Below are 25722 nucleotides of genomic sequence, written 5' to 3' on the forward strand. Positions count from 1 at the left end.
CCCTCGCGACGACATCGGGCGGGCCGGCGCTATTCTGGCCGCCACACCGGACACGGGGTGCCCCGCACGGGGCTGAGATCACACCCGTCGAACCTGAACCAGTTAGCACTGGCGGAGGGATGTCTTCATGTCGTTGCCGTATGCCCAGGACGAGCGCGCCGCTTTCGGCGGGCGGATGCCCACCGCCCCCGGCGATCTGCGCATCGAGGCGAACGGGATAGCCCCGGTCCCCGAGGACCGCCGCTACGGCCGGGCGGGCCGGCTGTTCACCGTCTGGTTCGCGCCCAACCTGACCATGACCGGCGTCTTCACCGGCACCGTCGGCATCGCGCTCGGCCTGGACTTCGCGACCGCGCTCACCGCCGTCGTGCTCGGCACCCTCGTCGGCGCCGCGCCGACCGCGTATCTGGGCACCTGGGGCAGCCGCACCGGGTCCGGGCAACTGCCGCTCGCCCGGCTGGCGTTCGGACCGGGCGTCGTGCTGCCGGGCGCCCTGCAATGGCTGTCGTCCATCGCCTGGGACGCCCTGATCGGTCTGTTCGGCGGGGACGCGCTGGCACAGCTGTGCGGCTGGCCGTTCTGGCTGGGGGTGCTGGTCATGATGGCCGCGCAGGGTGCGCTCGGGGTGCTGGGTTACGAGGTGATCCACCGGCTCCAGACCGTGATGACGTTCGCCCTGGCCGCCGCCTTCGCCGTGCTCGCCGCGAAGCTCCTGAACGGGGTGGACCCGGTGACCGCTCCGGCCGTGCACGGCGCGGACCGGGCCGGGGCGTTCGTCCTGACCTGCACCATCGCCCTGAGCCTGGCGCTGTCCTGGGCGCCGTACGCGAGCGACTTCAGCCGCTACCTGCCGCGCGAGACGTCCCGGCCGCGCATGTTCTGGTGCACGCTGGGCGGGATCAGCGCCTCCTTCGTGGCGGTCCAGACGATCGGGCTGTGGGGTGCGTCGGTCTTCACGGACCAGACCGCGCGCGGCATCGACTCGCTGCTCGGCGGGGGCGCGCTCGGGGCGTTCGGGCTGCTCGCGGTGGCGCTGGCCGCACTGTGCAGCAACGCGATGAACGACTACAGCGGTTCGCTCGCGTTGCAGACCATGGGGGTACGGCTGCCGCGTCCGGTGGCCGCGGCGCTCGCCGCCGCCCTGGGGTTCCCGCTGGTGCTGTGGATGCACGCGGCGGACACGACCGCCCGCTTCCAGAACGTGCTGCTGCTCGTCGGCTACTGGATCCCCGGCTTCGTGGCGATCGTGTCCGTGGACTGGCTGGTCCGCGCCCGGGCCCGGCGGGGCGCCCCCGTCGACCTCGCGGCCGAGCACGCCCGGCCGCGCCCGTGGTGGCCGGCGCTCGCCGCGTTCGCCGTGGCCTTCGCGGCGGCGGTGCCGTTCATGAGCACCGGGCTGTACGTGGGGCCGGTGGCCGAGGCGTTGCACGGGGCGGACCTGGCGTACGGGGTGGCGTTCCTCGTGGCGCTCGCGGTGTACGCCCCGCTGCGGATGCGCCGGCCACGGCCGCCAACTGCTTGACCGCCACGCGTCGTCTCCTCCCCCGGACCGACGCGGCGCGAGGGACACCATCGACCGGGTAGGTGACAGCTCCGCGGCCTCTGAACCGCGTGGCGCGGCGCGGAATCGGGCCTGCCTGTCACACCGGCCGGCGAGCCGTTCCGGCCCCCCGCGAAGTTCTGCGCGGGGGGCCAGGAATCTGTGCACGCGATGCCACGTTTCCGCCGCTCCAGGGGTTGTTGGGGTCGGTGCGGGGGGTTACGGCCGCGTGCGCGGGTGGCCCTTCCCCGGCCGTCCGAAGAGGTGGTCGATCCAGCGGGTGACGTCGGGCAGGGACGCCGACAGGACGCCGCGGTGGTCGGCTTCGGGGTAGGTGTACGAGGTGACGTGGACGCCGTTCGCCCGCAGCTGCTTGTCCAGGGCGGCGGTCCAGGCGGGCTGGATGACCGCGTCCTTGCCGCCCTGGGCGAGCAGCACGGGGACGCGCGGGGACAGCAGACCCGGCTCGTTGTCGGCGAGCACCTGGTCGAGGGCGGTGAGATCGGCGCCCTTGCGGAAGATCTCGTCGCTCTTCAACGAGCCCCAGGAGTCCGGAGCGCGGAGCTGGGCGCTGCACCTACGGTCCGCGTCACCGGCCACCGCCAGGGCCTTCGGCGTGAAGATGTCCTGGTCGGGCATGGAGCGTACGGTCTGCGCGCCACGGACGATCAGCGGGAAGAAGTCGCTCACCCCGGCGAGCGGCTGCTCGCGCAGCGCCGGCACGGCCGCGCTGAGCTGCGAACCCGGCGCCAGTGCGGCCGCCCCGAGCAGCCGCAGTTCCGGCGTCCAGCGGTTGGCGAGGTCGGCGGCGAAGACGGCCGCGTGCCCGCCCTCCGAGTGGCCGTACGCCACCCACTCGTCGCTGAGGTGCCCGGAGAGCTGGTGCGCGGCACGGGTCAGGTCAGCGGCCGCCCGCGCCTCCGCCTCGCCCACGAGGTAGCTGTGCGTGCCGTCCGTCCCCAGGCCCTGGTAATCGGTCCGGGTCACCGCGTACCCCCGCGCCACCCAGGGGGCCACGGTGTCCTGCATCGCCTGGAGGTAGTCGTGCGCCGGGCCGTTCGCGGTGTCCCGCGACGGAGCGCAGGCGTCCGCCACCCCCGTCGTACCGTGCAGCCAGGAAAGCACCGGCCGGCCACCGGCCGGGGGCCGCCCGTGCGGGATCGCGACCGTGCCCGAGACGGCCACCGCCTTGCCCTGCGGGGTCACCGAGCGGTACAGCACCCGCCAGTTGTCGGCCCCCGCGAAGGCCGCGACCCCGGTCAGCCGCTGCGCCCGGATCAGCGTGCCGTGCCGCCCGTGCTCCACCAGGGCACGGGACGCATGGGAGAAGCCCTCACCGCGCGGCCCCTCGGGAACCCCGCCCCCGTGGCCCGCCGCCGCGGACGGTGTCGCGGCAAGCAACGCCGCGAGGACGCCGGACGCGCAGCCGGCCGCGATCGACCTGGCGGTCCCTGAGTACATGCGTCGCTCAGCCATGTGGTTTTCCGGCCTCTCTCCTGGGAAACGCTGTCGCCGGTCCCGCACAGCACGCCTGCTCGACGCACCGGCCCGGGGCGAAGCTCTGAATGATGATTCATTACTTCCTCCGCGCTCCGCAAGACCCTGACGCGGGCCGACGCGGCGCGTGGAGAAACGGGCCCGCGGCCACGGGCTTCCAGGAAGGACGAAGGGTGGTAACGGTGGGTCAGCGCACAGTCGGCGGCGACCGCGGGCGGCGCGCCGCAGCCCGGAGGGGAAGCTTGGCCCGCGGACCCCAACTCTCGGCAAAGAAACCTGGTTCGACACCCACCGACAGGTCCCGAAGAGCCCACTTGGTCAGGTGAGTGGCCTTTACACCGTTTGATGGCATGCAGAGTTGCCGGTCTCCTCGCGTCCACCACGACGTTGAAAATTTTCGCGACAAATGACCGATATGCGCTTTCGGCTTAACCGGATCGCGACCTGACCCGCCTTGACGCACCCACAGACAGTTGGAATCGTCTGCACAGGCGCTGTCGAATCGGGCAGCCGCCACGATTCGTCTCATTCCGACGCAAGGTTGTCGCTCCATGCCCGGCGCACCGCTCGCTGCCACTCCACGTACCCGTGCGGCACCGTCAGCACACAGCAGACTCCCTCATCGGAACGTCTTCGCACCAATCATTTTTTGACCACGAGAGTCCGCACGTCCTGTCCGAGCGCTCGCAACCCGGTGCCCGGTCAACGCGGCCAAGCGTCCAGTCACTCACCGGATCTGCGGGCCCATTTTCAAGAAAGGCCGGCTCACCGTGCTGCGTTATGTCGCCCGTAAAGCAGTCGGCTGGTTTTTGATGATCGCAGTCGCAACCAACCTGACGTATTTCCTCGCTAATGCATTCCTTAAGCCTGCGTCGAACTACACCGCGTTGCGACCGCCTCGAACTCCAGCCCAGATCAACCGATCACTGGCGCAATTCAATCTCAATCCAGACAAACCGATCCTGGATCGGTGGTGGGACTGGATTTCCGGGATCGTGACCCATTTCGACTGGGGTCAGTCGCCGACCGGGGGCAGTGTCAACGACCAGGTCGCCTACCGGATCTTCGTCAGCGGCCAGCTGGTCATCGCCTCGACGATCCTGTCCATCGTCATCGGCGTCGGACTCGGCGTCTACACCGCCTCGCGCCAGTACAAGGCCGGCGACCGGGTGTGGCAGGGCATCTCCGTGATCTCCTTCAACACCCCCTCCGCCGTGGCCTCGCTCGGCGTGGTGCTCGCGGCCATCTGGCTCAACCAGTCCCTCGGTCACACGCTGCTGCCCGTCGCCGGAGCGCAGAGCCCCGAAGTCGCCGGGTTCTGGCCGGTCCTGGGATCAAGAGTGGTGCACGCGATCCTTCCCACGATTTCACTGACGTTCATCTCGTACGCCGGATACCACCTGTTGCAGCGCTCACTCCTGCTGGACAACATCAACTCCGACTATGTGCGCACCGCACGGTCCAAGGGGTTGACCCGGAAACAGGCCATCTACCGGCACGGGCTGCGGACTTCGATCATTCCCGTCGCCACCCAGGTCGCCTTCGCGATGCCCGCCCTTTTCACCGGCGCGGTGATCACGGAAACGGTCTTCGCATGGCACGGCATGGGTGAGTACTTCGCCAAGACCATCAGCACGAACGATGTACACGGCGCCGTCGCCGTCGCGGCCTTCGGCGCCCTCATGACGGCCATCGGCGCGATCCTGGCCGACCTCGTCGTCGTGGCCCTCGACCCCAGGATCAGGGTGAGCTGACGTGGCCATCAACATGCCCGGCGCCGGAACCGCCCCCGAAGAGGCCCCGGAGATCGCCGAAGTGCTGGAGCCCGGGGCGACCGGCGGCAAGCGCCTCTCCCCGACCAGGCTCTACGTGCGCCGCTTCGCGCGCAACAAGCCCGCGCTCGGCGGACTCATCCTGTTCGTCCTGCTGGTGCTCTTCTCCGTGTTCGGCCGGTATCTGACCCACTGGAACTACGAGGAGGCGGACTTCGCCGCTCTCTCCGTGGCCCCCGGCGTCGACGGCCACCTTCTGGGCACCAACAGCGCGGGCAACGACGTCTACGCCCAGCTCGTGCACGGCCTCGGCAGGTCGCTGATCATCGCCGTGGCGGTGTCGCTCATGACGACCGTCATCGCCGGTCTGTTCGGCACCACCGCCGCCTACTTCGGCGGCAAGGTCGAGCGGGCGATGCTCGGCTTCGTGCACTTCCTGCTCGTCCTGCCCTCCTTCCTCATCATCGCGCTGGTCGGTACGCACTACCGCGGTGAGTGGAAGATCCTGGTCGTGGTCCTCACGCTCTTCGGCTGGATGCTGACCGCCCGGGTGATCTGGTCCCTGGCCACGTCCCTGCGGGAGCGCGAGTATGTGATGGCGGCCCGTTTCATGGGCGTCAGCGCCTTCCGGACCATCGTCCGCCACCTGGTGCCCAACATCGGGTCCCTGCTGATCGTGACGTTCACCCTCGGTGTCGCCTCGACCGTGCAGTCCGAGACGGCACTCTCCTTCATCGGGTTCGGCGTCAAGCAGCCCGACGTGTCCCTCGGTTCCATGCTGGCCGACGGGCAGAACACCCTGTCCACCGCCCCTTGGCTGTTCTACCTTCCTGCGGCCCTGGTGGTCCTGCTCACCGTGGCCATGGCCCTCATCGGTGACGGTCTGCGCGACGCCCTGGACCCCACATCGCAGTCTGGAGGCCGCGCATGATCGAGCAGCGCGCAGTCAAGAACGAGCCCGGAACGCAGCAGGCGCTGCTGTCCGTGCGTGACCTGAAGGTGGCCTTCCCCTCGGAGTCCGGCCGGGTGGACGCCGTACGCGGTGTCTCCTTCGACCTGCACCGCGGCAAGACCCTCGGCATCGTGGGCGAGTCGGGTTCCGGCAAGTCCGTCACGTCGATGGCCGTCATGGGACTGCTTCCCGAGTACGCGTCGATCACCGGCGAGATCATGCTCGACGGGAAGAACCTCCTCGACCTGGACGACCGCCGGATGTCCAAGGTCCGCGGGCAGCAGATCGGCATGATCTTCCAGGACCCGCTCTCGTCGCTCACCCCGATCTTCAGCATCGGTGCCCAGATCGTCGAGTCCCTCCAGATCCACCAGGACATCTCGTCCGCGGCCGCCTGGAAGCGGGCCGTCGAGCTCCTGGACCTGGTCGGCATCCCCAACCCGGACCGCCGGGCCAAGGGCTTCCCGCACGAGTTCTCGGGCGGTATGCGGCAGCGGGCCGTGATCGCCATGGCCATCGCGAACGACCCCGACCTGATCATCGCCGACGAGCCGACGACCGCCCTGGACGTCACCGTGCAGGCGCAGATCCTGGACGTCCTCAAGACGGCCCAGCGGGAGACCGGCGCCGCGGTCATCATGATCACCCACGACCTCGGGGTGGTGGCCGGCTCCGCCGACGACGTCATGGTGATGTACGCCGGACGCCCGGTCGAGCACGCCGGGGTGGACGAGCTGTTCGCGCAGCCCCGGATGCCGTACACCATCGGTCTGATGGGCGCGATCCCCCGCCTGGACGACCGCGACCGGGAGGCCCTGACCCCGGTTCCGGGCACTCCCCCGCTGCTGGTGGACCTGCCCGACGCCTGTCCCTTCGCGGCGCGCTGCCCCGCGGTCGAGGACGCCTGCCGGGAGGCCGAGCCGCCGCTGCTGACCATCGGCGGGGCCGGCACCGGTGCCGCGCACTCCGCCGCCTGCCGGCGGGCCCAGGAGATCGAGGACGGCGCCATCGGCGGCGAGCCGATCTTCCCCGTCCCGGCCGTGCGGGAGGACCGCGCCGCGGACGTCCCCCGTGAGGACCGGCCGAAGGTCCTGGAGCTCTCCGGGGTCACCAAGACCTTCCCGCTGACCAAGGGCGGCCTGCTCAAGCGCCAGGTGGGCACGGTCTTCGCCGTCAACGGCATCGACCTGGACATCCGCGAGGGCGAGACGCTCGGGCTCGTCGGTGAGTCGGGGTGCGGGAAAACCACCACCCTGCTGGAGATCATGGGGCTGAAGCCGCCGGAGCAGGGCAGCATCTCGGTGGGCGGCCAGGACACGGCCGGCCTGAAGCGGAGGCAGGACATCAACGCCGTCCGCCGCGACATGCAGATGGTGTTCCAGGACCCCATGGGCGCGCTGGACCCCCGCATGACGGTCTTCGACATCCTCGCGGAACCGCTCCGCGCGAGCGGCGAACGCGACAAGAAGGTGCTCACCACCAAGGTCGCGGACCTCATGGAGCTGGTGGGGCTCGACCCCGAGCACCGCGACCGCTTCCCCTCGGCCTTCTCCGGCGGGCAGCGGCAGCGCATCGGCATCGCGCGGGCGCTCTCCACGAAACCCCGGCTGCTGGTGCTGGACGAGCCGGTCTCGGCGCTCGATGTGTCGGTGCAGGCCGGTGTCATCAACCTGCTCAACGACCTCAAGGCCGAGCTGGGTCTGTCCTACCTCTTCGTCGCCCACGACCTGTCGGTGGTGTGCCACATCTCCGACCGGGTGGCGGTGATGTACCTGGGCCGGATCGTCGAGATCGGCGACACCGACGCCGTCTTCGACAACCCCAGGCACCCGTACACCAAGGCGCTCCTCTCCGCGATCCCGCTGCCCGACCCGGTGGCGGAGCGCACGCGGGAACGCGTCCTCCTGGAGGGTGACCTGCCCAGCCCCACCGACGAGACGCCGGGCTGCCGGTTCGTCTCCAGGTGCCCCCTCCACACCACGCTGTCGGAGCCCCAGAAGGAGCGGTGTCGCGGGGTCACCCCCCTGCTCACCGACAGGGGCGACCCGGACCACCGCGACGCATGCCATTTCGCGGACACGACCACGTCTGTCGACAACTAACCCAGCCAGAAAGGCCAAGGCCGTCATGAGAAAGATCTCTGTGAGCCTGGTGGCGCTCGCCGCCGCCTCGTCTCTCGTCCTCACCGGGTGCAGCAGCGACTCCAACGACTCCAAGGAGCCGAAGTCGAAGGGCGCCACCGCCGAGAAGGACGTCCTGACCTCGTACAACCCCCAGCCTGCGAGCAACCTGAAGCAGGGCGGCAAACTGACGCTCCCCATCGTGGAGATCTCCGACCAGCTCAACGCGCTGAACGGTGACGGGTCGCTCTACACGTCGAAGCTCGCCTGGTTCTACATGCCGCAGCTGTCCTTCAACGACCCGAAGGGCAACATCACCTTCAACAAGGACTACCTGACCGACGTCAAGCAGGAGACGGTGGGTGGCAACACCCAGGTCACGTACACCATCAACCCGAAGGCCAAGTGGAACGACGGCAAGGACATCGACTGGACGTCCTTCCGTGACACCTGGACCGCGCAGAACGGGAAGAACAAGGAGTACAACGTCGGCTCGACCGACGGTTACTCCAGCATCACCGGCGTGAAGCAGGGCAAGGACGCCAAGGAGGCGATCGTCACCTACAAGGGCACGTTCGTCTACTGGAAGTCCCTCTTCTACGCCCTCGTCAACCCGCACATCGCCAAGCCCTCGGACTTCAACAAGGCGTACGTGGGCAAGCCGCACCCGGAGTGGGGCGCCGGCCCTTACACCATCTCCAAGTTCGACGCCAAGGGCGGCACCGTCACCTACAAGCCCAACCCCAAGTGGTGGGGCGAGAAGGCGCATCTGGACGAGCTCACCTTCGTCCAGATGGAGGCGAGCGCCAGCATCAACGCGTTCAAGAACGGCCAGATCGACGGCGTCTCGGCGGCCAACGCCGAGGAGCTCAACCAGGTGAAGGGCGTGAAGGGCACCGAGCTGCGCCGCGGCACGACCACCGCGAACAACCTCCTGGTCTTCAACAGCACTTCGCCGCAGCTGAAGGACCTCGCCGTCCGCAAGGCCGTGATGGAGGGCATCGACCGCGCCCAGCTCGCGAAGATCACCTTCCAGGGGATGGGCTACACCGAGCCCCTGCCCGGCTCCTTCAACCTCTACCCCTTCCAGAAGGGCTACCAGGACAACTTCGGCAGCCTGGTGAAGTTCGACGCCGAGACGGCGAAGAAGGAACTGGACGCCGCCGGCTGGAAGGCCGGCTCGGACGGTGTCCGCGCCAAGGACGGCAAGAAGCTGGAGCTGAGCTTCCCGACCATCGGTGACAGCTCCACCGTCAAGGCCCGTGCCACCGCCATCGCCCAGATGATGAAGAACATCGGCGTCAAGGTGAACATCGAGGCGCACCCGTCCGCCGACTTCAACAAGGTGTTCACCAAGCGCGCCTTCGACATCTTCGGCATGGGCTTCATCTCCAGCGACCCGAACGGCCTGCTCTACATCTGCCAGATGTACTGCTCCGACTCGACGCTGAACGTCTCGCGCTCGGTCCCGAAGAGCATGGACGAGGAGACCAAGGCCGTTACCAACCTGCCGACCCTGGACGAGCAGGTCAAGGCCGGTAACGAGGTCGAGAAGAAGGCCATGGAGACCTATGGCATCATGCCGATCCACAACGGCCCCACCATCTGGGCCGTCAAGAAGGGCCTCGCCAACTTCGGCGCCGCCCAGTTCTACGGCAGCTACGGCAACATGGGCGCCCCCGAGCTCATCGGCTGGCAGAAGTAAACCCACCCGGGGTTCCGCGGCAGCGACGCGGAACCCCGGACCATGACACCGCCCGGCAGGCCAGTGGCCTGCCGGGCGGTGTCATGCCGTGTCCGCACGGACGCTCCCGTCGGTGCTACCGGCCCGGCTCCGTGCGCCGGCGCGACAGGCTCGTGGCCTGCCGTACGTCGGTGAGGGGGCGCAGCCGGTAGGTGTACGTGTACTCCCGGTCGGCGGGCAGCTTGTACGCGTCGTGCGTCTGCGCACCCCAGCTGTTGTCGCCGCCGACGCCCATCTGCCGGTGATTGACCCGCAGGACGACCTCGTCACGGGGTGTGAGCTGGTAGTCGTGGCGGGCGCCCACGGACAGGTCCTCCGGTGTGAAGTGCGATGCGTTGATCTCCAGGAGGCCGTCGCCGCTGATGAGCAAGCCGCGGCCGTGCCGGTCGGTGAGCGCCGCCCAGCGCACGTCGGTCTTGTTGCCGTTCTCCTGCGGGCGCAGGTACGGCGTCCACTGCTCCGTGACGGTTCCCGACCAACGTCCTACATCCGTACCGTCCTTGCGGTCCCAGTGGTTCTCCTCCGGGCCGCGCCCGTAGTAGTGGAGGTGTTCCAGGGCTGCGGGCAGGTGCAGGATCGTGCCGATCTCGGGGATGTACGGGAGGCTCGTCGCACCGGGAGCCAGGGTGTTCCCGACCTTGATCTCACCGTTTCCGAAGACCGTGAGGGTCGTGGTGTACGCCGACGGTGTGCTCGTCGGCAGCGTCCCCTCCACCGTGATCTCGACCGCGCTCCCGCCGTGCCCGCGCACCGTCACCCCGGTCACCTCGCGCCGGGCGCCCGCGTCCCGCCAGGTCCGGTTGTGGACGTGCTGCCCGTTGCCCTGGTCGTTGTCCGTCGGGGCGCGCCAGAAGTTGGGGACCGGTCCGGAGGTGAGGAGCCGGGTGCCGGCCGCCTCGTACGAGGTGATGAGTCCGGTCGACCGGTCGATGACGACCTCGAAGCCGCGGCCCGTGACGGTGACGTCCTCAGCACCCTCGCGGAACGACAGCTCGGGGGTCCCGGCCGAGGAGACCGGCGCGGGTTCCGGGCCGGAGGCTTCCAGCGGCAGTTGCATGCGCGCCACCTCGAACCCGGCGTCGGCCCAGGGGCTGCGTTCCCGCGTCGTGAAGGACAGGTGGAGGAAGTACTCGGTTCCGGCGGCCGGGTCGTCGGGCAGTCGCACGGGCAGCGTGAGGGCCTTCTCGGACCTCGGGGGTACGTCGAGCTGGTCGCGGCCGATGCGGCCGCGCCGCACCGTCTCGCCGTCGGCCGAGAGTTCCCAACTGGCGTTGTAGGTACGGAGGCCGGTGAAGAGGTGGTCGTTCACGAGGGTGACCTCGCCGGGCGCGGCGCCGGGCGCGCGCCTCGCGCGAATCGGCTGGTAGAGCCGTTTGACCTCGGCCGCCTTGCCGGTGTGACGGCGGTCGGGCAGGACGATGCCGTCCCCGGAGAACGCCCCGTCGTTGGGGTTGTCGCCCCAGTCGCCGCCGTAGGCGTAGAACGTCCTGGCCCCCGCCTTCTTCTGCTGGTAGCGGGTCGTCCGGGCATCGAACCAGAAGCGCACGCCGTCGTCCCCCGGGCCGCGCCCCTCGTCGGCGAGCTCGGCGGACGTGAGGGCGCGTGCGTACACCCGGGCCCGGCGGACCGTGCCGCTGAACTCGCGTGTCGGGTTCTCGACCTCACCGGCGAGCGAGAGCGGCGCCGTGCTGCCGTCGGGCCGGTGGGCCGCACTCTTCGTGGCCCGGGCGACACCGTCCACGTACAGGGTCAGCGTTCCCGCGTCCGCGTCGTAGACGCCCGCGACATGGTGTTCCTTGCCGGTCCAGCCGTCGTCCGGTGTGGTCCAGGAGGCCGCGACCCACTGCCCGTTGGCGTAGATGTAGAATTCCAGGCCCTTGTCGGCCTGTTTCAGGGCGTAGTGGGTGTCGCCCTTGGCCAGGATCGGCTGGTGGAAGCCGCGGACGTGCGGGGTCATCCAGGCTTCGAGGGTGAGTGAGCCGGTGAGGTCGAGCCGGTCGTCGCGCGGGAAGACGGTCGCGCCGCTCACTCCGTGCTCGCGGCTGAAGGAGCCCGACGGGTTGATGATCTCGCCGGTCAGCCCGGCGGGCCCGGTGTCGCCGAGTAGCTTGCGCGTGGGGGCCGGCCAGGCGAGTGCCTGGTCGACGAAGTCCCAGATCCAGCCGCCCTGCAGGACGTCGTAGCGGTGGATGACGTCCCAGTACTCCGCGAAGTTGCCGGTCGAGTTGCCCATCGAGTGGGCGTACTCGATCATCACGTAGGGCCGGGAGTCGGAGGTGTCCTTCGCCCGCTCCTCCACCCGGCTCGGCGATTCGTACATCCGGGAGCGGATGTCGCTGGTGCCGGGGCTGTCGTCGCCCTCGTACTGGATGACGCGTGTCGGGTCGTAGGAGCGGATCCACTCGTGCATGGCGCGGAAGGCGGAACCCGAGCCGGCCTCGTTGCCCAGCGACCAGATGACGACGCAGGCGTGGTTCTTGTCGCGGTGGACCATGTTCCGCGCACGGTCCAGGCACGCCTCGGTCCAGTCGGGCCGGTCCTTCGGGTACGCGTTGTTGATGCCGTGGGTCTCCAGGTTGGTCTCATCGACCAGGTAGAGACCGTACTGGTCGGCGAGTTCGAGCCAGAGCGGGTTGTTGGGGTAGTGCGAGGTACGTACGGAGTTGATGTTCAGCCGTTTGATGAGCTTGATGTCGTCGACCATGTCGGCGCGGCTGAGAGCCGAGCCCCGCACCGGGTGCATCTCGTGGCGGTTGGTCCCGCGGAAGGTGACCGGCTGTCCGTTGATGCGCATCAGACCGTCGGTCAGCGCGAACTCGCGCAGCCCGACCCGGTGCGAAAGGACCTCCACGACCTTGCCGGAACCGTCCCTGAGCTGCAGGACCGCCGTGTACAGGTAGGGGTCCTCGGCGGACCACAGGCGGGGCGAGGGTACGGACCTCTCGGCCGTCACGGTCACCTCGCCGCCGGCCGGTTTCGCGCCCGTGGTCAGCGGCCGTGTCCACGCGGGGTGTCCGTCGGCGTCGTACAGCTGTGTCTCGACCGTGTAGGCCGTGGTGTCACCCGCGTCGCCCGTGCGGTCCCGCACGTGCGCGGTGACGGACAGCCGGGCGGTGGTGTGGTCGTCGCCGAGCGGAGTGTCGAGCTTGAAGTCCCTGATGTGCACGCCGGGCGTCGAGTACAGGTACACCGACCGGAAGATGCCGCTCAGCCGGATCATGTCCTGGTCCTGGAGCCAGTCGCCGTCGGAGTAGCGGTACACCTCGACGGCGACCTGGTTCGTCCCGTCCTCCAGGTACGGGGTGATGTCGTACTCGGCCGGGGTGTACGAGTCCTCGTGGTAACCGGCCAAGTGGCCGTTGACCCATACGTAGTGGGCGGCCTTGACCCCCTCGAAGTGCAGGAAGGTCCGCCGGTCCGCCCAGCCCTTCGGCACGGTGAAGGTGCGCCGGTACTGGCCGACGGGGTTGTACAGGGTCGGGGCGGCGGGCGGCTGAGCGTCCTCGCCGAGACCGTTGGCGCCCCACCACGGGTAGGTGATGTTGACGTAGATCGGGCGGTCGTGGCCATGCAGCTGCCAGACCGAGGGGACCGGGGTGGTCTCCCAGCCGGAGTCGTCGAGGTCCGTGCGGTAGAAGTCCGCCTGCTTGTCGGCGGGCCGGTCCACGTAGGCGAACTTCCAGGTGCCGTCGAGGCTCTGACGCCACGGGGACGTGCCGCGGTCGGCGTCCAGCGCCTGCCTGAGGTTCCCGTAAGGCATGAGAGTGGTGTGCGGCGGCTCGGTGCCGACACGGAAGACGTCGATGTGCCCGTTCCACTCCTCACCGGCCGGGGCGTCGGCGGCGAAGGCGGAGGGAAGCCGTGGGACACCGGACAGAGCGAGGCCGCCGAGCACGGCGGCGCCTGCCTCCAGCAGACGGCGACGGCTGACGGAAACGCGGTGCGGGTGGGGGGACGGGGTCGGACGGGCCATGGCAGGACCTTCCTCGTACGCCGAAATGTGCAACCGGGTGGGGCGGGTGCTTCTGGTACGAGCGCCCACCCTAGAAAGGAAACACAACCGACACAATAATGACGTCAGGTTCTGTTGGTTTCTGGCGAGGGATTGGGCCGTCACGGACAGGTGCCCGGCGGGGAGGGTGGCCCCCTGGGTCCTGGGGCCCAGGAACGATCAAGGGCCGGTTTCGGATGATTCCGAAACCGGCCCTGAATCGCGACTTCACAAGTCGGGACGACAGGATTTGAACCTGCGACCCCTTGACCCCCAGTCAAGTGCGCTACCAAGCTGCGCCACGTCCCGCTGCCGCTTACCCGGTCCGGCCGGGTGGTGGCTGCAGGGAAAACATTACCTCACTCCGTGGACCGGATCGACGCGCGTGCCTGCTGGGCGCGGGCGGCCAGTCCTTCCGCGCCGCAGGCGGTGGCCAGTTTGTGGGCGCGGGCCAGTTCGCGGGGCGAGCGGGTGGCGATGCCGTAGTCGACCAGTGCCTGGGCGAACTCGTAACCGGAGGGTGACGCCTCCAGATGGCGGACCGCCTCGCCGAGGAGGTGGACGGACTCCTCCGGGCGCGCGAACAGGGCCACGCAGCGCAGGGCCTCGCCGATGGCGCTCTCCGTGCCGAACCGCTCCGCGTGGACCCGGGCCGTGTTGGCGAGCTGGGCGGCGCGGCCGGGGTCCTCGTCGGCAAGGGCGCGGGCCAGGTCGCCGGCCCAGGGGCCCCAGATGCCGTTGAACCTGCCGCGCGGTTCCAGTGCGCGCCCGGCCGCCTCCAGCTCGGTCACCGCTTCCTTCGTACGGCCTTCGGCCAGCAGCAGGCGGCCCCGGACGCACGGCGCGTCCGGCAGCACCATGGCGCTCGGGTACGGCAGACCGAAGTCGTACTGGTCGGCGACCTTGCGGGCCTCGGGGACCCGGCCGCGGGCGAGCAGGGTGTCGATGAGCAGGCAGGCCGCGTCCCAGTGGACGGGGAGCCCGCTGCCGACGCGGTCCGCGAGGCGCAGTCCCTCGCGCAGGAAGCCCTCCGCCTCGGCGAGGCGGCCCCGGCGGCGGTGGACCAGGCCGAGCAGGGTGTGCGCGAACGCCAGGTGGGCGCCACTCCAGCCGGAGATCTCGAAGGCCCGGACCGCCTCGCCGAACAGCTCCTCGGCGCGGTCGAGCCGGTCCGTGAAGGCGTAGGTGATCCCGACCATGGCGGGGAGCTCGAAGCCCCACTCGGAATCGGTCCAGCCGAGTCCGCGTGCGGGGTGGCCGTTCACGAGGGCACGCTCGCAGAAGTCGACGATGACCTCGGCGTTCTCGCCGCGCAGCATGGCGTCGAAGGCACGGAGCGTGAGCAGGGCGCGTTCGGCGTTGTCCCGGCCCTTGAGGTGGTCGGCGTTGGCGGCGAGCCGGCGCGAGCGGCCGGGGCCGTCCTCCTCGGTGGCCTGCATGCCCTCCCAGAGGAAGTGGGCGGCCTGGAGCCGCATCAGGCCGGGTCCGGGCGCCGTGCGTTCGGCCTCGGCCGCGAGGGCCAGGGCCGCCTCCTTGAGCTGGTTGTTGTGGGACAGCGCGGCGGCGAGCCGGAACGTGGCGTCCACCCGCAGCTCGTCCACGAGGCCCGGCATGTCCAGGGCGGCGCGCAGGTGCTGCACGGTGGTGGCCGGGGAGCTGAGCAGCGTCGCGCAGCCCAGCTCGTACAGCAGGGTGGCGCGTACGTCGTGGCGCGGCGGCTCTTCGAGTGCGCGTTCCAGGCAGCGCCGGGCGGCCTCGGGGGCGCCGACGGCGAGGTGCTGATTCGCGGCGGCCCGCAGCTGTGCGACGAGTTCCTGGTCGTCGTCCGGGTGGACTTCGAGCAGGTGGCGGGAGGCCGCGGCGGGGCCGAGCCCGGCGTTGGTGATGGCCCAGGCGGCCCTGCCGTGCATCGCGGTGCGGGTGGCGGGCGGGATGGAGCGGTAGACGGCCGAGGCGATCAGCGGGTGCACGAACTCCAGCGGGTCGAAGCCGGTGACGATACGGGCCTCGCGCAGCCGGGCCGTGCAGTCCGCGGCCTCGGCGGAGCTCATCCCGGCCAGGGACGCGGCGACATCCTGGGAGATGTCGGTGCCGAGGACGGCGGCCGCCCAGGCGAACCGGTTGGCGTTGGTGCCGAGCCGTTCGAGGCGGGCGACGAGGCCGCTGCCCCGGGCGGAGGCGCCGAGTTCGCGCAGGAGCCCGGCGGACTCCTCCAGCGGGGCCAGCTCCTTGTCCTGGACCTTGGCGACGAGCTCGACCGCCTCGTACGGATTGCCGCCGGTGACGGCCCAGACCTCGCGGCAGAACGGGTCGTCGGCGTGCTCGCCGAGGGTGGCGCGGACCAGTTCGGCGGTGGCGTCCGGGGTGAGGGCGCGCAGGGCGACGCGGATCTGCGCGGGGTGGCCGTCGGCCGCGTTGCGCGCGGCCTCGCGGGCGGCCAGCTCCTCGGGGCGGTGGGCCTGGACGACGAGCACGCGCAGGTCGCCGAGGCGGGCGGTGAACGAGGAGAGCCAGGCCAGCGATTCGCCGTCCGCCCAGTGGGCGTCGTCGATGATGAGGAGCAGCGGGCGGTGACTGAGCCGGGAGGCGAGCCGCTTCACGACGTAGTCGAGGCCGTCGCGCACACCCTGCGGATCGGGCTGCGGGCCGGAGGGCTCGGCGAGCCCCAGGGCCGGAGCGGCGCTGTCGAACCAGGGACCGAACAGGGCCCGTACGTCGTCGGGCGGGAACTGGCCCAGGGCCGGCTGGAGCAGCTGCCGTACGACGTGGAACGGCACCGAGGTGACCGTCTCACCGCCGCGTGCCGACCAGATGGTGCACCGGTCCGCCGCCATGGCCCGGATCTCGTCCAGGAGTGCGGTCTTGCCGATGCCTGCCTCGCCGCTGTAGATCAGCAGCCCGCCGGTGGCCTGTGCCCCGCAGAGCGAGTCGATGGCTTGTGCGGCAGTGGCGAGTTCCGGTTCGCGCTCATAAAGCGGCCGGGACGGCTTCATGCCTACCCTCCCCCAAAGTGGTGACCATGGTGGTCGAGCCTAGTCGCGCGCGGGGTCCCACGGACAGTGGTTCGGACAGTTCGCCGCAGGTGCGGGGCACAATCGGGGGCGTGAACGAGACACGCAGGGACCGGGATTCCGAGGGACGGGCGCATAACGCGCGCCCCCGTGACGGGCTGGGACGCCCGCTGCCGTACGGGACGCCGGGGGTGGAACGCCAGCCGGAGGGTGTCGAACGCACCGCCGGTGAGACCGTCCGGGAGGCGCAGCGGCTGCTGGACGCGGGCATGCCGTTCCACGCGCACGAGGTCTTCGAGGACGCGTGGAAGTCGGGCCCGGAGACGGAGCGGGAGTTGTGGCGCGGGCTCGCCCAGCTGGCCGTGGGCCTGACCCATACCGCCCGGGGCAACGCGACCGGCGGGGCACGGCTGCTGCGGCGCGGCGCCGCGGCGCTGGAGGCGTACGGGAGGGGTGAGGCGCACGGGATGGGGCTCGGGGAGCTCGGCGGCTGGGCGCGGGAGCTGGCGGCGCGGGTGGAGCGTACGGGCGCGGGGCCGGTGGATGCGGCGGAGGAGGCACCGAGGCTGCGGGCGGGCCAACCGTGAAGCACAACTCGGCCTGGTTTCGACGGTGTTGCTTGACAACGGCGAACAGGCCGGGGTGGAACCATTACGATCCCGCGTCATGAGCACTTCTGACCAGGACCGAGCCGTGGACGCCCCGATAGGCGAGGACACCCCCGAAACCACCTCCGAGGACCCGGCCGAGGACGTCACGGACGACCTCGCGGACGGCCTCGCGGAGGGTGAGGACACCGGCGAGCGCCGGCTGACCCCGCGCCAGGCGAGACGGCTGCGCATCGTGCTCTCCTCGGTCGGGATGGCGGCGATGGCGGTGGTGCTCGGGCTGCGGCTCGCGAGCCGCGCCTCCGTGCTGGTGGTCGGGGTGTACGGGCTGGCGCTGATCCTCTGCGGGATCGTGATCGAGCTGAGCCGGAACGGGCGTACCCGGCTCGGAAGTTGGCTGCTGGCCGTCGGGCTGGTCGCCGCGATCGGCGCGGACTGGCTGCTGATTCCCTGAGCGGCCGCCGCCCGCTCAGCCGATCCGGAGGTGCACCGTGCCGCCCTGCGGGTCGACGCGCCGGGCTCACCTTCGCCATCCAGGACTACGTGGGTACGCAGAACAACGCGCTGCGTCGAAGCCGGTCGGCTGGATCGCGGTGGTGTGGGTGGCGATCGTGACGGTGCTGCTCCTGGCCACGGTGTGGTGGTTCGTCGCGCGGCGCTCGTACGGCACGCCGTCGGCGTACGGGAACGCGCGCGAACAGGCGCGTTCCTACGCGTCCGTGCGGATGACGACCGCGAGGGTGCGCGGGCCGTGGACGCCCTCGACCCGCTCCAGTTCGATGTCGGAGGTGGCCGAGGGCCCGCTGATCAGTGTGGTGGGACGCTCCGGCACCAGCCGGGCCACCGCCTCCGGCACACCCACCTCCACGGTCGACAGGTCGACCACGCACACATGGAGGTCGGGCACGAGGGACAGCGCCCGTCGCCCCTGGTCGGGCGAGCCGTCCAGGAAGATGGTGCCGGTCTCTGCGCAGCTGACGGCGGACCCGGTGACGACACCGTCGAGGGCGTCCAGGCGCGGTGCCGGGATGTCGGCGGAGTCCTGCTGGACCTCGCCGTCGTACGCGGCCAGCCACCCGGTGTCGAGCCCCGGGGGCACACCGATGCGCGCGGCTCCCCGCTCCCGCAGCACTTCGGCGATCACCTCTGCGGTCCGGTCGGCGGTGCACGCGTATACCCGCGCCTTGTAGTCGGCCAGCCGGTCGGTGAAGAGGGCGAGGCGTTCCCCGTCGGGAAGGGTGCGTCCGGTGCGGTAGCCGCGCGGGACGGGGGTCTCCCCGGCGGGCGCGAGGGCGAGCGCGTCCCGGACGCGGCCGAGCACGGTGTCACGGGCGGTCGTCATGCGCCGTCCTCCTGCTGCTGGTTGCGGGTGTGTTCGGCAGCCGCCTCGCGCAGGGCGGCCGTGCCCTCGGCCGAGGCCAGCCAGGCGCGGAAGGTCTGCTTCGGCGGGGCGGGGGTGTCGCGGCTGTCGCTCCAGCCGTTGAGCGGGGGCGGCAGCGCCGGGAGCTTCCCGTCCCGGGCCAGGACCCGGCCGAGCCGCGCCGCCTTCTGCGCGGCGGTGTACACCTTGGGCCGGCCCATCACCGCGCCCGCCGCCTTCATGGCGAGCTTCTCGGCCGTGGTGCCGGACTGCTCGGTGTGCTGGTGGCGGAGTTCGACCAGCAGCGAGGGGATGTCGATCTTGACGGGGCAGGCGTCGAAGCAGGCTCCGCAGAGGCTGGAGGCGTACGGCAGCGAGCTGTTGGGGTCGTCCTTGGCGGCGTGCATCCCGGCGAGCTGCGGAGTGAGGACGGCCCCGATCGGCCCGGGGTAGGTCGAGCCGTAGGCGTGCCCGCCGGCCCGTTCGTACACCGGGCAGACGTTGAGGCAGGCCGAGCAGCGGATGCAGTTCAGCGCCTCGCGGCCGATACGGTCCGCGAGGGCGGCGGTCCGACCGTTGTCGAGGAGGACCAGGTGGAAGGTCTGCGGTCCGTCGCCGGGGGTGACGCCGGTCCACATCGAGGTGTACGGGTTCATCCGCTCCCCCGTGGAGGAGCGCGGCAGGAGCTGGAGGAAGACCTCCAGGTCCTGGTAGCGCGGGAGGACCTTCTCGATGCCCATGACGGTGATCAGCGTGTCGGGGAGGGTCAGGCACATGCGGCCGTTGCCCTCGGACTCCACGACGGAGAGGGTGCCGGTCTCGGCGATCCCGAAGTTGGCCCCGGAGACGGCCACCCTGGTGGTCATGAACTTCTCGCGCAGATGGGCGCGGGCGGCGGCGGCCAGATGGGCGGGGACGTTGTCCAGGGCCGGGTCGACGCCGGGGATCTCCTTGAGGAAGATCTGCCGGATCTCGTCCCGGTTGCGGTGGATGGCGGGGACGAGGATGTGGGAGGGCTTGTCGTGGGCGAGCTGGACGATGAGTTCGGCGAGGTCGGTCTCGTGCGCGGTGATGCCGAGGGATGCGAGGTGTTCGTTGAGGCCGATCTCCTGGGTGGCCATCGACTTGACCTTGATGACCTCGTCGCTGCCCGTCTCCTGGACCAGCCGGGCGACGATCTCGTTGGCCTCGACGCCGTCGCGCGCCCAGTGGACGGTGCCGCCGCGTGCGGTGACGTTGCGTTCCAGCTCCTCCAGCAGTTCGGGGAGCCGGTTCATGGTGTCGGTCTTGATGGCCGCCCCGGCGTCGCGCAGCTCCTCCCAGTCGGGCAGTTCGCCGGTGACGTGGAGGCGTTTGGCGCGGATGGTGTGGGTGGCGCGGCCGAGGTTGCGGCGCAGCTGTTCGTTGCCCAGCTCGTCGTGGGCGGCGGCGGGGAACGTGCGGTCGCCGCGCAGGTTACCCGTGCCGTAAGGGGAACGGGGCGGGGTCGCGGGCATGCCGAGAAACGTCGCGCTCATCGGGCGGCCTCCGTCAGGACGTGCGGCGAGGTGCGGGTGGAGGACAGGATCTGGGCGAGGTGCAGGGTCTTCGTTCCGGCCTTGATACGGGAGAGCCCGCCGCCGATGTGCATCAGGCAGGAGGAGTCACCGGCGGTGCACACGTCGGCTCCGGTGGCGGTGACGTTGCGCATCTTGTCCTGGAGCATCGCGGTCGAGGTGTCGGCGTTCTTCACGGCGAAGGTGCCGCCGAACCCGCAGCAGGAGTCGGCCTCGCCCAGCTCGACCAGGTCGATCGCGTCGACGGCGCGCAGCAGCCGCAGTGGCTTGTCGCCGACCCTGAGCATGCGCAGCGAGTGGCAGGTGGGGTGGTACGTGACCCGGTGCGGGAAGTACGCGCCGACATCGGTCACACCCAGCACGTCCACCAGGAGTTCTGACAGCTCGTACGTCTTCGCCTTGACGGTGGCGACACCCGCGCGCAGCGCCGCGTCCCCGTACCGCTCGGCGACGATCTCGTGCTGGTGGCGGACCGATCCGGCGCAGGAGCCCGACGGCATGACGACGGCGTCGATGGAGGCGTCGCCGAACTGGGCGGCGAAGTTGCGGACCAGCGGGACGGGCTCGCGCTGGTAGCCCGTGTTGACGTGCATCTGGCCGCAGCAGGTCTGGCCCGGCGGGAACACCACCTCGTGGCCCAGGCGGGCCAGCAGCACCGCGGTGGATTTCACCGCCTCGGGAAAGAGGGTGTCTCCCAGACAGGTGGCGAAGAGTCCGATACGCATGGGTCTCCCGATCAAGGCTCTGGGGGGCGGGCGCCGCTTATGGTCCGACCATACTACGCTCAAGCCTGAAAGCCTCCGTGCGCACGCGAAAGAGCCGCCGCGCGGACCCCTGAGAGGTGTCGGCGCGGCGGCTCGTCGGCGTACGGGTCAGGCGTCGGTGACCGGGTCGTCCACGAGGGTCCCGTGCAGCCCCCTGATGTGGGTCTCGACCAGGTCCGCGGCCCGCGCGCCGTCGCCCGCGCGGACCAGTCGCAGCAGCTCGATGTGGTCCGCGTTGAGCGCGGCGGCGGTGGCCGGCCAGTCGGGCTCCGCCTCCAGCGCACGCAGGATGAGCGGCCGGACGGACTCGCGGACGGCGGAGGTGAGCGTCGAGGTCAGCGCGTTGCCGGAGCTCCGGGCGATCCGCACGTGGAACCGGGTGTCCAGGTCGTTGAACTCGGGCACCCCGACATCCGGCGCCCCCATGCGTACGACCAGTTCCCCGGCCTCGTCCAGATCGGCCGGAACGGCATGGCGGGCGGCTGCCTCGAAGCTCGACCGCTCCAGCACGACACGGGCCTCCAGCATGTCCCCCAGGCTGTAGCTGCCGAGGGCGAAGTGCAGCCGGAGCAGCCGCCCGAGCGCGTCGTCGGGATTGCGGACGATGCGGGCGCCCGCATCCGGCCCCCGGCCCGGCTGGGCGACCAGCACACCGATGGTCTCCAGCACCCGCAGCGCCTCGCGGAGCGCCGACCGGCTCACGCCGAGGACGGGGGCGAGTTCCCGTTCCGGCGGCAGGCGGTCACCGGCCTTGAGATCGCCGGCGAACACCCGCTGCTCGATGCTCTGGAGCACCAGCTCGTGTGTGCGCGACTGCCGTACGGGCTCCCAGTCGACGGGCATGGACCATCCTCTGTTCCGGTCGGAACATCGAACTATGTCACACATGGTGTGTGGTCGGACCACAGGCCGGAGGTCGCCCTCAGTACGTCACGACGATGCGCCGGGCCACGCCGTCCACCCGGATCCTGCCGCCGAACGGGATGATCACCTGCGGGTCCGTGTGACCGCAGTCGACGTCGAAGACGGCCAGGGTGTCGGGGGCGTACTCCGCGAGGGCGCGCAGCACCGCCTCCCGCTGCTCCCGGCGGTACACCGCACCGGCGTCCGCGTCGAGCGGCCGGTCGAAGGACCAGTTCTTGGCGCGCGCCATCAGCAGGGCGGGGAAGCGCCGCAGCAGGCCCCGCTCCCCCATGTTGCGCAGGATGCGGTACACCTCGTCGGCGCTCGGCAGTTCCTCGGAGGTTTCGAGGAACAGCACCCGGCCCTCGTAAGCCTCCGGGGGCAGGATCTCCCGGTCGGCCATCAGCATCCAGGCCAGGATCTCCACATTGCCGCCCCAGCTCCTCCCCTCGACCACCCGGCCCGGGTTGTGCCAGATCCAGCCGTCGGCGGGGAGCAGGTCGGGCTCCCGCTCGAAGGTGTGCGGGTCCTTCCAGTCCCGGTTGGTACTGCCGCTCTCCTTCGCCGGCGTCAGTTCGTACGCGCCGTGGGTGAAGAGCGCGGCCCGGAGGGACTCGGCCGTCTGCGGGTGCAGCGCGCCGGGCCGCCCGAACTCGACCATGACCGAGCCGCCGTGATAGCCGACGATGCCGAGGTTGTCGAGGAAGACCAGGAGATTGGTGTTGTCGCTGTAGCCGAAGAACGGCTTGGGGTTGGCGCGCAGCAGTGCGCGGTCCAGGTGGGGCAGCACGGTGATCTGGTCGTCGCCGCCGATGCAGGCGATGACGGCCTTGATCTCCGGGTCGGCGAACGCCGCGTGGAGGTCGGCGGCGCGCTCCCGCGGGGTGGAGCCCATCTTCCGGGTGCAGGAATACTCCACCGGCTCCAGGCCGAAGTCCTCGCGGAGCCTGCGCAGGCCCAACTCGTAGGGAAGCGGCAGGATTCCGGGCAGGCCGGAGGACGGTGAGAGCACGGCGACGCGGTCGCCGGGCCCCGGCTTGGACGGGTAGCGGGAAGGTGTCATCGGGGGAGCCTACGCAGTGCCACCGGGGGGGTCCGCCGGATTTGCGCCCGTGGCCCGCGCGGGACCGGCCGGGGTGCCCTGGTGGAAGTACAGCCGCCACCGCTCACCGGTCCTGCGCCACAGCGAACTACGCCTGAACAACAGGCCGTTGCGCTCGGTGACGTACGTCAGATGGACCAGGTCCGGGGCGAGCAGGGTGCCGCGCAGCTCGGAGACGTCCGGGCCGGGATCGTCGTCCTCGACGGCGGAGGTGACGACGAGGACGGAGGCGCGGTCGTAGCGTCGTCCGGAGGCGCCGAATTCGGCGAAGTCCGGGTCGAGCAGTTCCGTCACCGCCTCGGGCGACGCCCGTACCGCCGGATCGAGCAGCCGCAGTTCGCCCGCCATGGCGGCCCGTACGGCCCGCCCTTCCTCGTCGCTGAGCTTCATACGGACCGACCTTACGTCGGCGGGGCGCGCGGTCAGGCCAGGACCAGCAGGTCCATCCAGCTCACGGCGGGCCGGTCGGGCTCCTGCTCCGCCGCCGTACGCAGCCGGTGCATCCCGCGCTCGAACTCGTCGTCGCCGAGGCCGCGCAGCTTCGCGTCGGTGTCCCGCCTGATCCGGTCGGCGAACACGGCGAGGCTCGGCGCGCTCTCCTGCGGCACCGCGTGCAGGGCGACGCGGGTGAAGCCGGCCCCGGCGAACGCGGCGCACGTCTGCTCCACCGTGGGGTAGCCGTCCACGATGCGTTCGGCGCCGGGGAAGAAGCGGACCCGCAGGTCCCGTGCGCACCGGCCCGGGAACGAGTTGCGGATGAGCACGGGGGCGCCGGGCTTCAGCGCCCTGCGCAACTCCCGGGCGGCGGCGGGCAGATCGCCGACGTGGTGGACGACCGAGCCCAGCCAGGCCGCGTCCGCGCAGCCGTCCGGCACCGGCAGCGCCTCGGCCCGCCCGTCCAGCGCCTCGACCAGCTCGTTCCGGGGGATCAGCGCCCGCATGGCGGCGGCCGGTTCCACGGCCAGGACCCGGGCGCCGAACCAGTCGGCGAAAGCGGAGGCGAAGGAGCCGGTGCCCGCGCCCACGTCCAGGACGGTGGCGCCCGGCGCGAGCTCCACCTCGGCGGCGACTGCCGCGCGCCAAGCGGTCAGCCCGTCGCGCGGTATCTCCCGGGCGAGGCGGTAGTCCTCGGCGAAACGACGGTCGGGGGCGGTCGCTTCCATGGTGCCCTCACTTCCGGGCGCGGTCGGGCGGGTCCACCGCGCCTCGTCGGCGGATGTTAGCGACACCCCCTCCACATGTCTAGACCAAGGAAGCCGGCAGCTGCGGACGGTGGGCCGGCCGGGTTCACCCCACCCGGTTCATAGGATTCTCAGGCAGTCCGGTTACCGTGTCGGGCGTGACCCAGACGAGCCCTCCCGGCTGGCATCCAGACCCCGGGTATTCAGGATTTGGCCCCCGCCACGAGCGCTGGTGGGACGGCACCCAGTGGACCGACCATCTGCGCGTACCGCCGGCGGCCGTCCGCAGCAGGCGCATACGCATCGGGGCCGGCATCACCGCCGCTGTGGTGGTGCTGGCCGCCATCGGGGGCGGTGTCTATCTGCTGACGGACGACTCGGACGGCAAGAGCGACACCGCCGCCACCGCCCCGTCCGACTCCCCCTCCCCCGGACCCGACCGGCAGCGCGGCGGCGGTCCGGGCGGTAGCGGTGGTGACGAGCGCGGCGACGGTGGCACCGGTGGCGGCGACAACCAGTCGCCGGAGCAGGGTCAGCCGCCGATCGAGGACGGTTACGCGACGGACCTGGCCAGCGGCATCAGCATTCCGGTCCCCGACGGCTGGAAGGGCCAGTCGGGCATGGGCGCCGGGGTGACCACCGGGACCTACGCCTGCCCCGGTGACACCGCCGAGAAGTGCGTGCGCGGCGGGGTGTTCTCCGCCCCCGCCGAGGCGCTGAAGCTGACCACCAAGACGGCGAAGGCCACCGCCGAGAAGGACATCGAGACCAACGCCAACGAGTCCTACGGCGAGAAGATCTACGGCGGCATCACCTCGCACGAGGAGCTGAAGTCCGAGGCGGTCACGGTGGCCGGGCAGCACGGCTACCGGGTGCGCTGGAAGGTGGTGACGAAGAACGGCGACGACGGCTACGTCGAGTCGCTGGCCTTCCCGTCCCCGCTGGCCAAGGACATGCTGGTGGTGATCCGCTCCGGCTTCGACATCAACAGCAAGGCGCCTTCGCTGTCCGTCCTGGACACGATGACGAAGGGCATCAAGGCGGCGTCGGGCGGGGGCTCCGGCACCACCGCCTGAAAGTCCGGCGGGGCGCGCCGCACGGTCCGGTTGAGTATCCGGGCCGTGCGGTCTGAGTACGTTCCCCGATCCCGGGCCGGGACGCCGCCGCTGAAATGGGGTCATGGCTCACGACCCGAAGCGCCTCCGCGTGCGGCACGTCACCAGCGCCGGCACCTCCCTGGCCCTCTCGCTCGCCCCGCTCGTGATCGGTGTGCTGCTCGCGCGCACGATGGCCCTGGACCCGCACACACCGGTGAACGCCCTGATCACCCGGGGTGGCCGGGGCGTGGGCCCGTCGCCCGCCGAGTGGCGCGGCTGCGGCCGGAGCGCGCTGCGCCGGTGCCGGAGCGCCTGCCGGCCCCCAGGTCCGGGAGGCACCCGGCCGAAAAACCGGTTCCCCCGCGCGCCCCGCCTTCCCTAGACTCGCTCCACACCGCGCGCCGGCCGTCCGCCGGCGCGTCCGCCGTGACCGTTGAGGGGAGACCGCCGTGCGTTACCGCACCGCCGCCGTCGTCCCCCCGTCGCGGTTCGAGGTGATCCTGGTGTCTCGCGCCGCCCGGAGC

The 25722-nt window shown here is 70.8% G+C and carries 19 protein-coding genes, 1 tRNA gene and 1 riboswitch; of the genes, 9 read left to right on the forward strand and 11 right to left on the reverse strand.

The window, feature by feature from the left end; all coding sequences use genetic code 11:
* Positions 1–43: 43 nt before the first annotated feature.
* Positions 44–137, forward strand: a riboswitch (TPP riboswitch).
* Positions 128–1522: a purine-cytosine permease family protein gene (locus OG867_RS01320; RefSeq protein ID WP_406281755.1), complete on the forward strand. Its 1395-nt coding sequence runs from the start codon at positions 128–130 to the stop codon at positions 1520–1522. It overlaps the preceding riboswitch by 10 nt.
* A gap of 237 nt (positions 1523–1759) precedes the next feature.
* Here the strand turns inward: OG867_RS01320 and OG867_RS01325 are convergent, their stop codons facing one another.
* On the reverse strand, positions 1760–3016 hold the full coding sequence (locus OG867_RS01325; protein WP_406281758.1) for an alpha/beta hydrolase family protein: 1257 nt from the start codon (positions 3014–3016) through the stop codon (positions 1760–1762).
* A gap of 1016 nt (positions 3017–4032) precedes the next feature.
* Here OG867_RS01325 and OG867_RS01330 point away from each other — a divergent pair.
* The 4 genes from OG867_RS01330 to OG867_RS01345 are packed head-to-tail and all read left to right on the forward strand — an operon-like array spanning position 4033 to position 9586.
* Positions 4033–4791: an ABC transporter permease gene (locus tag OG867_RS01330; protein WP_328903747.1), complete on the forward strand. Its 759-nt coding sequence runs from the start codon at positions 4033–4035 to the stop codon at positions 4789–4791.
* A gap of 1 nt (position 4792) precedes the next feature.
* Entirely contained in the window at positions 4793–5740 is a 948-nt protein-coding gene (locus tag OG867_RS01335; protein WP_406281761.1) for an ABC transporter permease, read from the forward strand.
* Complete coding sequence (locus OG867_RS01340; protein WP_406281764.1) at positions 5737–7863, forward strand: dipeptide ABC transporter ATP-binding protein; 2127 nt, start codon at positions 5737–5739, stop codon at positions 7861–7863. The genes OG867_RS01335 and OG867_RS01340 overlap by 4 nt, the downstream gene beginning before the upstream one ends.
* 25 nt (positions 7864–7888) lie before the next feature.
* Positions 7889–9586 (forward strand): ABC transporter substrate-binding protein, encoded by a 1698-nt coding sequence (locus OG867_RS01345; RefSeq protein WP_406281767.1) that lies wholly within the window; start codon positions 7889–7891, stop codon positions 9584–9586.
* A 115-nt stretch (positions 9587–9701) separates the two neighbouring features.
* Here the strand turns inward: OG867_RS01345 and OG867_RS01350 are convergent, their stop codons facing one another.
* From OG867_RS01350 to OG867_RS01360, 3 genes are all read right to left on the reverse strand, one after another.
* Complete coding sequence (locus tag OG867_RS01350) at positions 9702–13598, reverse strand: glycoside hydrolase family 2 TIM barrel-domain containing protein (RefSeq protein WP_406281770.1); 3897 nt, start codon at positions 13596–13598, stop codon at positions 9702–9704.
* A gap of 253 nt (positions 13599–13851) precedes the next feature.
* Positions 13852–13925, reverse strand: a tRNA-Pro gene (locus tag OG867_RS01355).
* A 50-nt stretch (positions 13926–13975) separates the two neighbouring features.
* Entirely contained in the window at positions 13976–16609 is a 2634-nt protein-coding gene (locus tag OG867_RS01360) for an ATP-binding protein (RefSeq protein ID WP_406281773.1), read from the reverse strand.
* Positions 16610–16719: 110 nt separating this feature from the next.
* On the opposite strand from OG867_RS01360, the gene OG867_RS01365 reads away from it, so the two are divergent.
* Entirely contained in the window at positions 16720–17214 is a 495-nt protein-coding gene (locus OG867_RS01365; protein WP_328903737.1) for a DUF309 domain-containing protein, read from the forward strand.
* A 79-nt stretch (positions 17215–17293) separates the two neighbouring features.
* Entirely contained in the window at positions 17294–17689 is a 396-nt protein-coding gene (locus tag OG867_RS01370) for a hypothetical protein (protein WP_406281776.1), read from the forward strand.
* Positions 17690–17944: 255 nt separating this feature from the next.
* On the opposite strand, the gene OG867_RS01375 is transcribed toward OG867_RS01370, so the two are convergent.
* The 7 genes from OG867_RS01375 to OG867_RS01405 form a co-directional block, all read right to left on the reverse strand.
* Positions 17945–18577 carry a lactate utilization protein C gene (locus OG867_RS01375; protein ID WP_406281779.1) on the reverse strand — a complete coding sequence of 211 codons (633 nt, stop codon included), beginning with the start codon at positions 18575–18577 and terminating at the stop codon, positions 17945–17947.
* Positions 18574–20112 carry a LutB/LldF family L-lactate oxidation iron-sulfur protein gene (locus tag OG867_RS01380; protein WP_328903735.1) on the reverse strand — a complete coding sequence of 513 codons (1539 nt, stop codon included), beginning with the start codon at positions 20110–20112 and terminating at the stop codon, positions 18574–18576. Before OG867_RS01380 ends, OG867_RS01375 begins: the two co-directional genes overlap by 4 nt.
* Entirely contained in the window at positions 20109–20876 is a 768-nt protein-coding gene (locus OG867_RS01385) for a (Fe-S)-binding protein (protein WP_328903734.1), read from the reverse strand. Before OG867_RS01385 ends, OG867_RS01380 begins: the two co-directional genes overlap by 4 nt.
* A gap of 147 nt (positions 20877–21023) precedes the next feature.
* Positions 21024–21758 carry an FCD domain-containing protein gene (locus OG867_RS01390; protein ID WP_328903733.1) on the reverse strand — a complete coding sequence of 245 codons (735 nt, stop codon included), beginning with the start codon at positions 21756–21758 and terminating at the stop codon, positions 21024–21026.
* A gap of 79 nt (positions 21759–21837) precedes the next feature.
* The gene (locus OG867_RS01395) at positions 21838–22881 is read right to left on the reverse strand and encodes a S66 peptidase family protein (protein ID WP_406281784.1); all 1044 of its coding nucleotides are present in this window, start codon (positions 22879–22881) and stop codon (positions 21838–21840) included.
* Between the two features lie 9 nt (positions 22882–22890).
* Positions 22891–23310, reverse strand: coding sequence for a DUF4440 domain-containing protein (locus tag OG867_RS01400; protein WP_406281787.1), 420 nt, complete (start codon positions 23308–23310; stop codon positions 22891–22893).
* A 32-nt stretch (positions 23311–23342) separates the two neighbouring features.
* On the reverse strand, positions 23343–24083 hold the full coding sequence (locus tag OG867_RS01405; RefSeq protein ID WP_406281790.1) for a class I SAM-dependent methyltransferase: 741 nt from the start codon (positions 24081–24083) through the stop codon (positions 23343–23345).
* Positions 24084–24259: 176 nt separating this feature from the next.
* Between OG867_RS01405 and OG867_RS01410 the strand changes: the two genes are divergently transcribed.
* Together OG867_RS01410 and OG867_RS01415 are read left to right on the forward strand one after the other, a co-directional pair.
* On the forward strand, positions 24260–25177 hold the full coding sequence (locus OG867_RS01410) for a DUF2510 domain-containing protein (RefSeq protein WP_328903729.1): 918 nt from the start codon (positions 24260–24262) through the stop codon (positions 25175–25177).
* Between the two features lie 103 nt (positions 25178–25280).
* Complete coding sequence (locus OG867_RS01415; RefSeq protein WP_328903728.1) at positions 25281–25580, forward strand: hypothetical protein; 300 nt, start codon at positions 25281–25283, stop codon at positions 25578–25580.
* The last annotated feature ends 142 nt before the right edge of the window (positions 25581–25722 follow it).

The organism is Streptomyces sp. NBC_00209 (assembly GCF_045206345.1).
GTDB lineage: Bacteria > Actinomycetota > Actinomycetes > Streptomycetales > Streptomycetaceae > Streptomyces.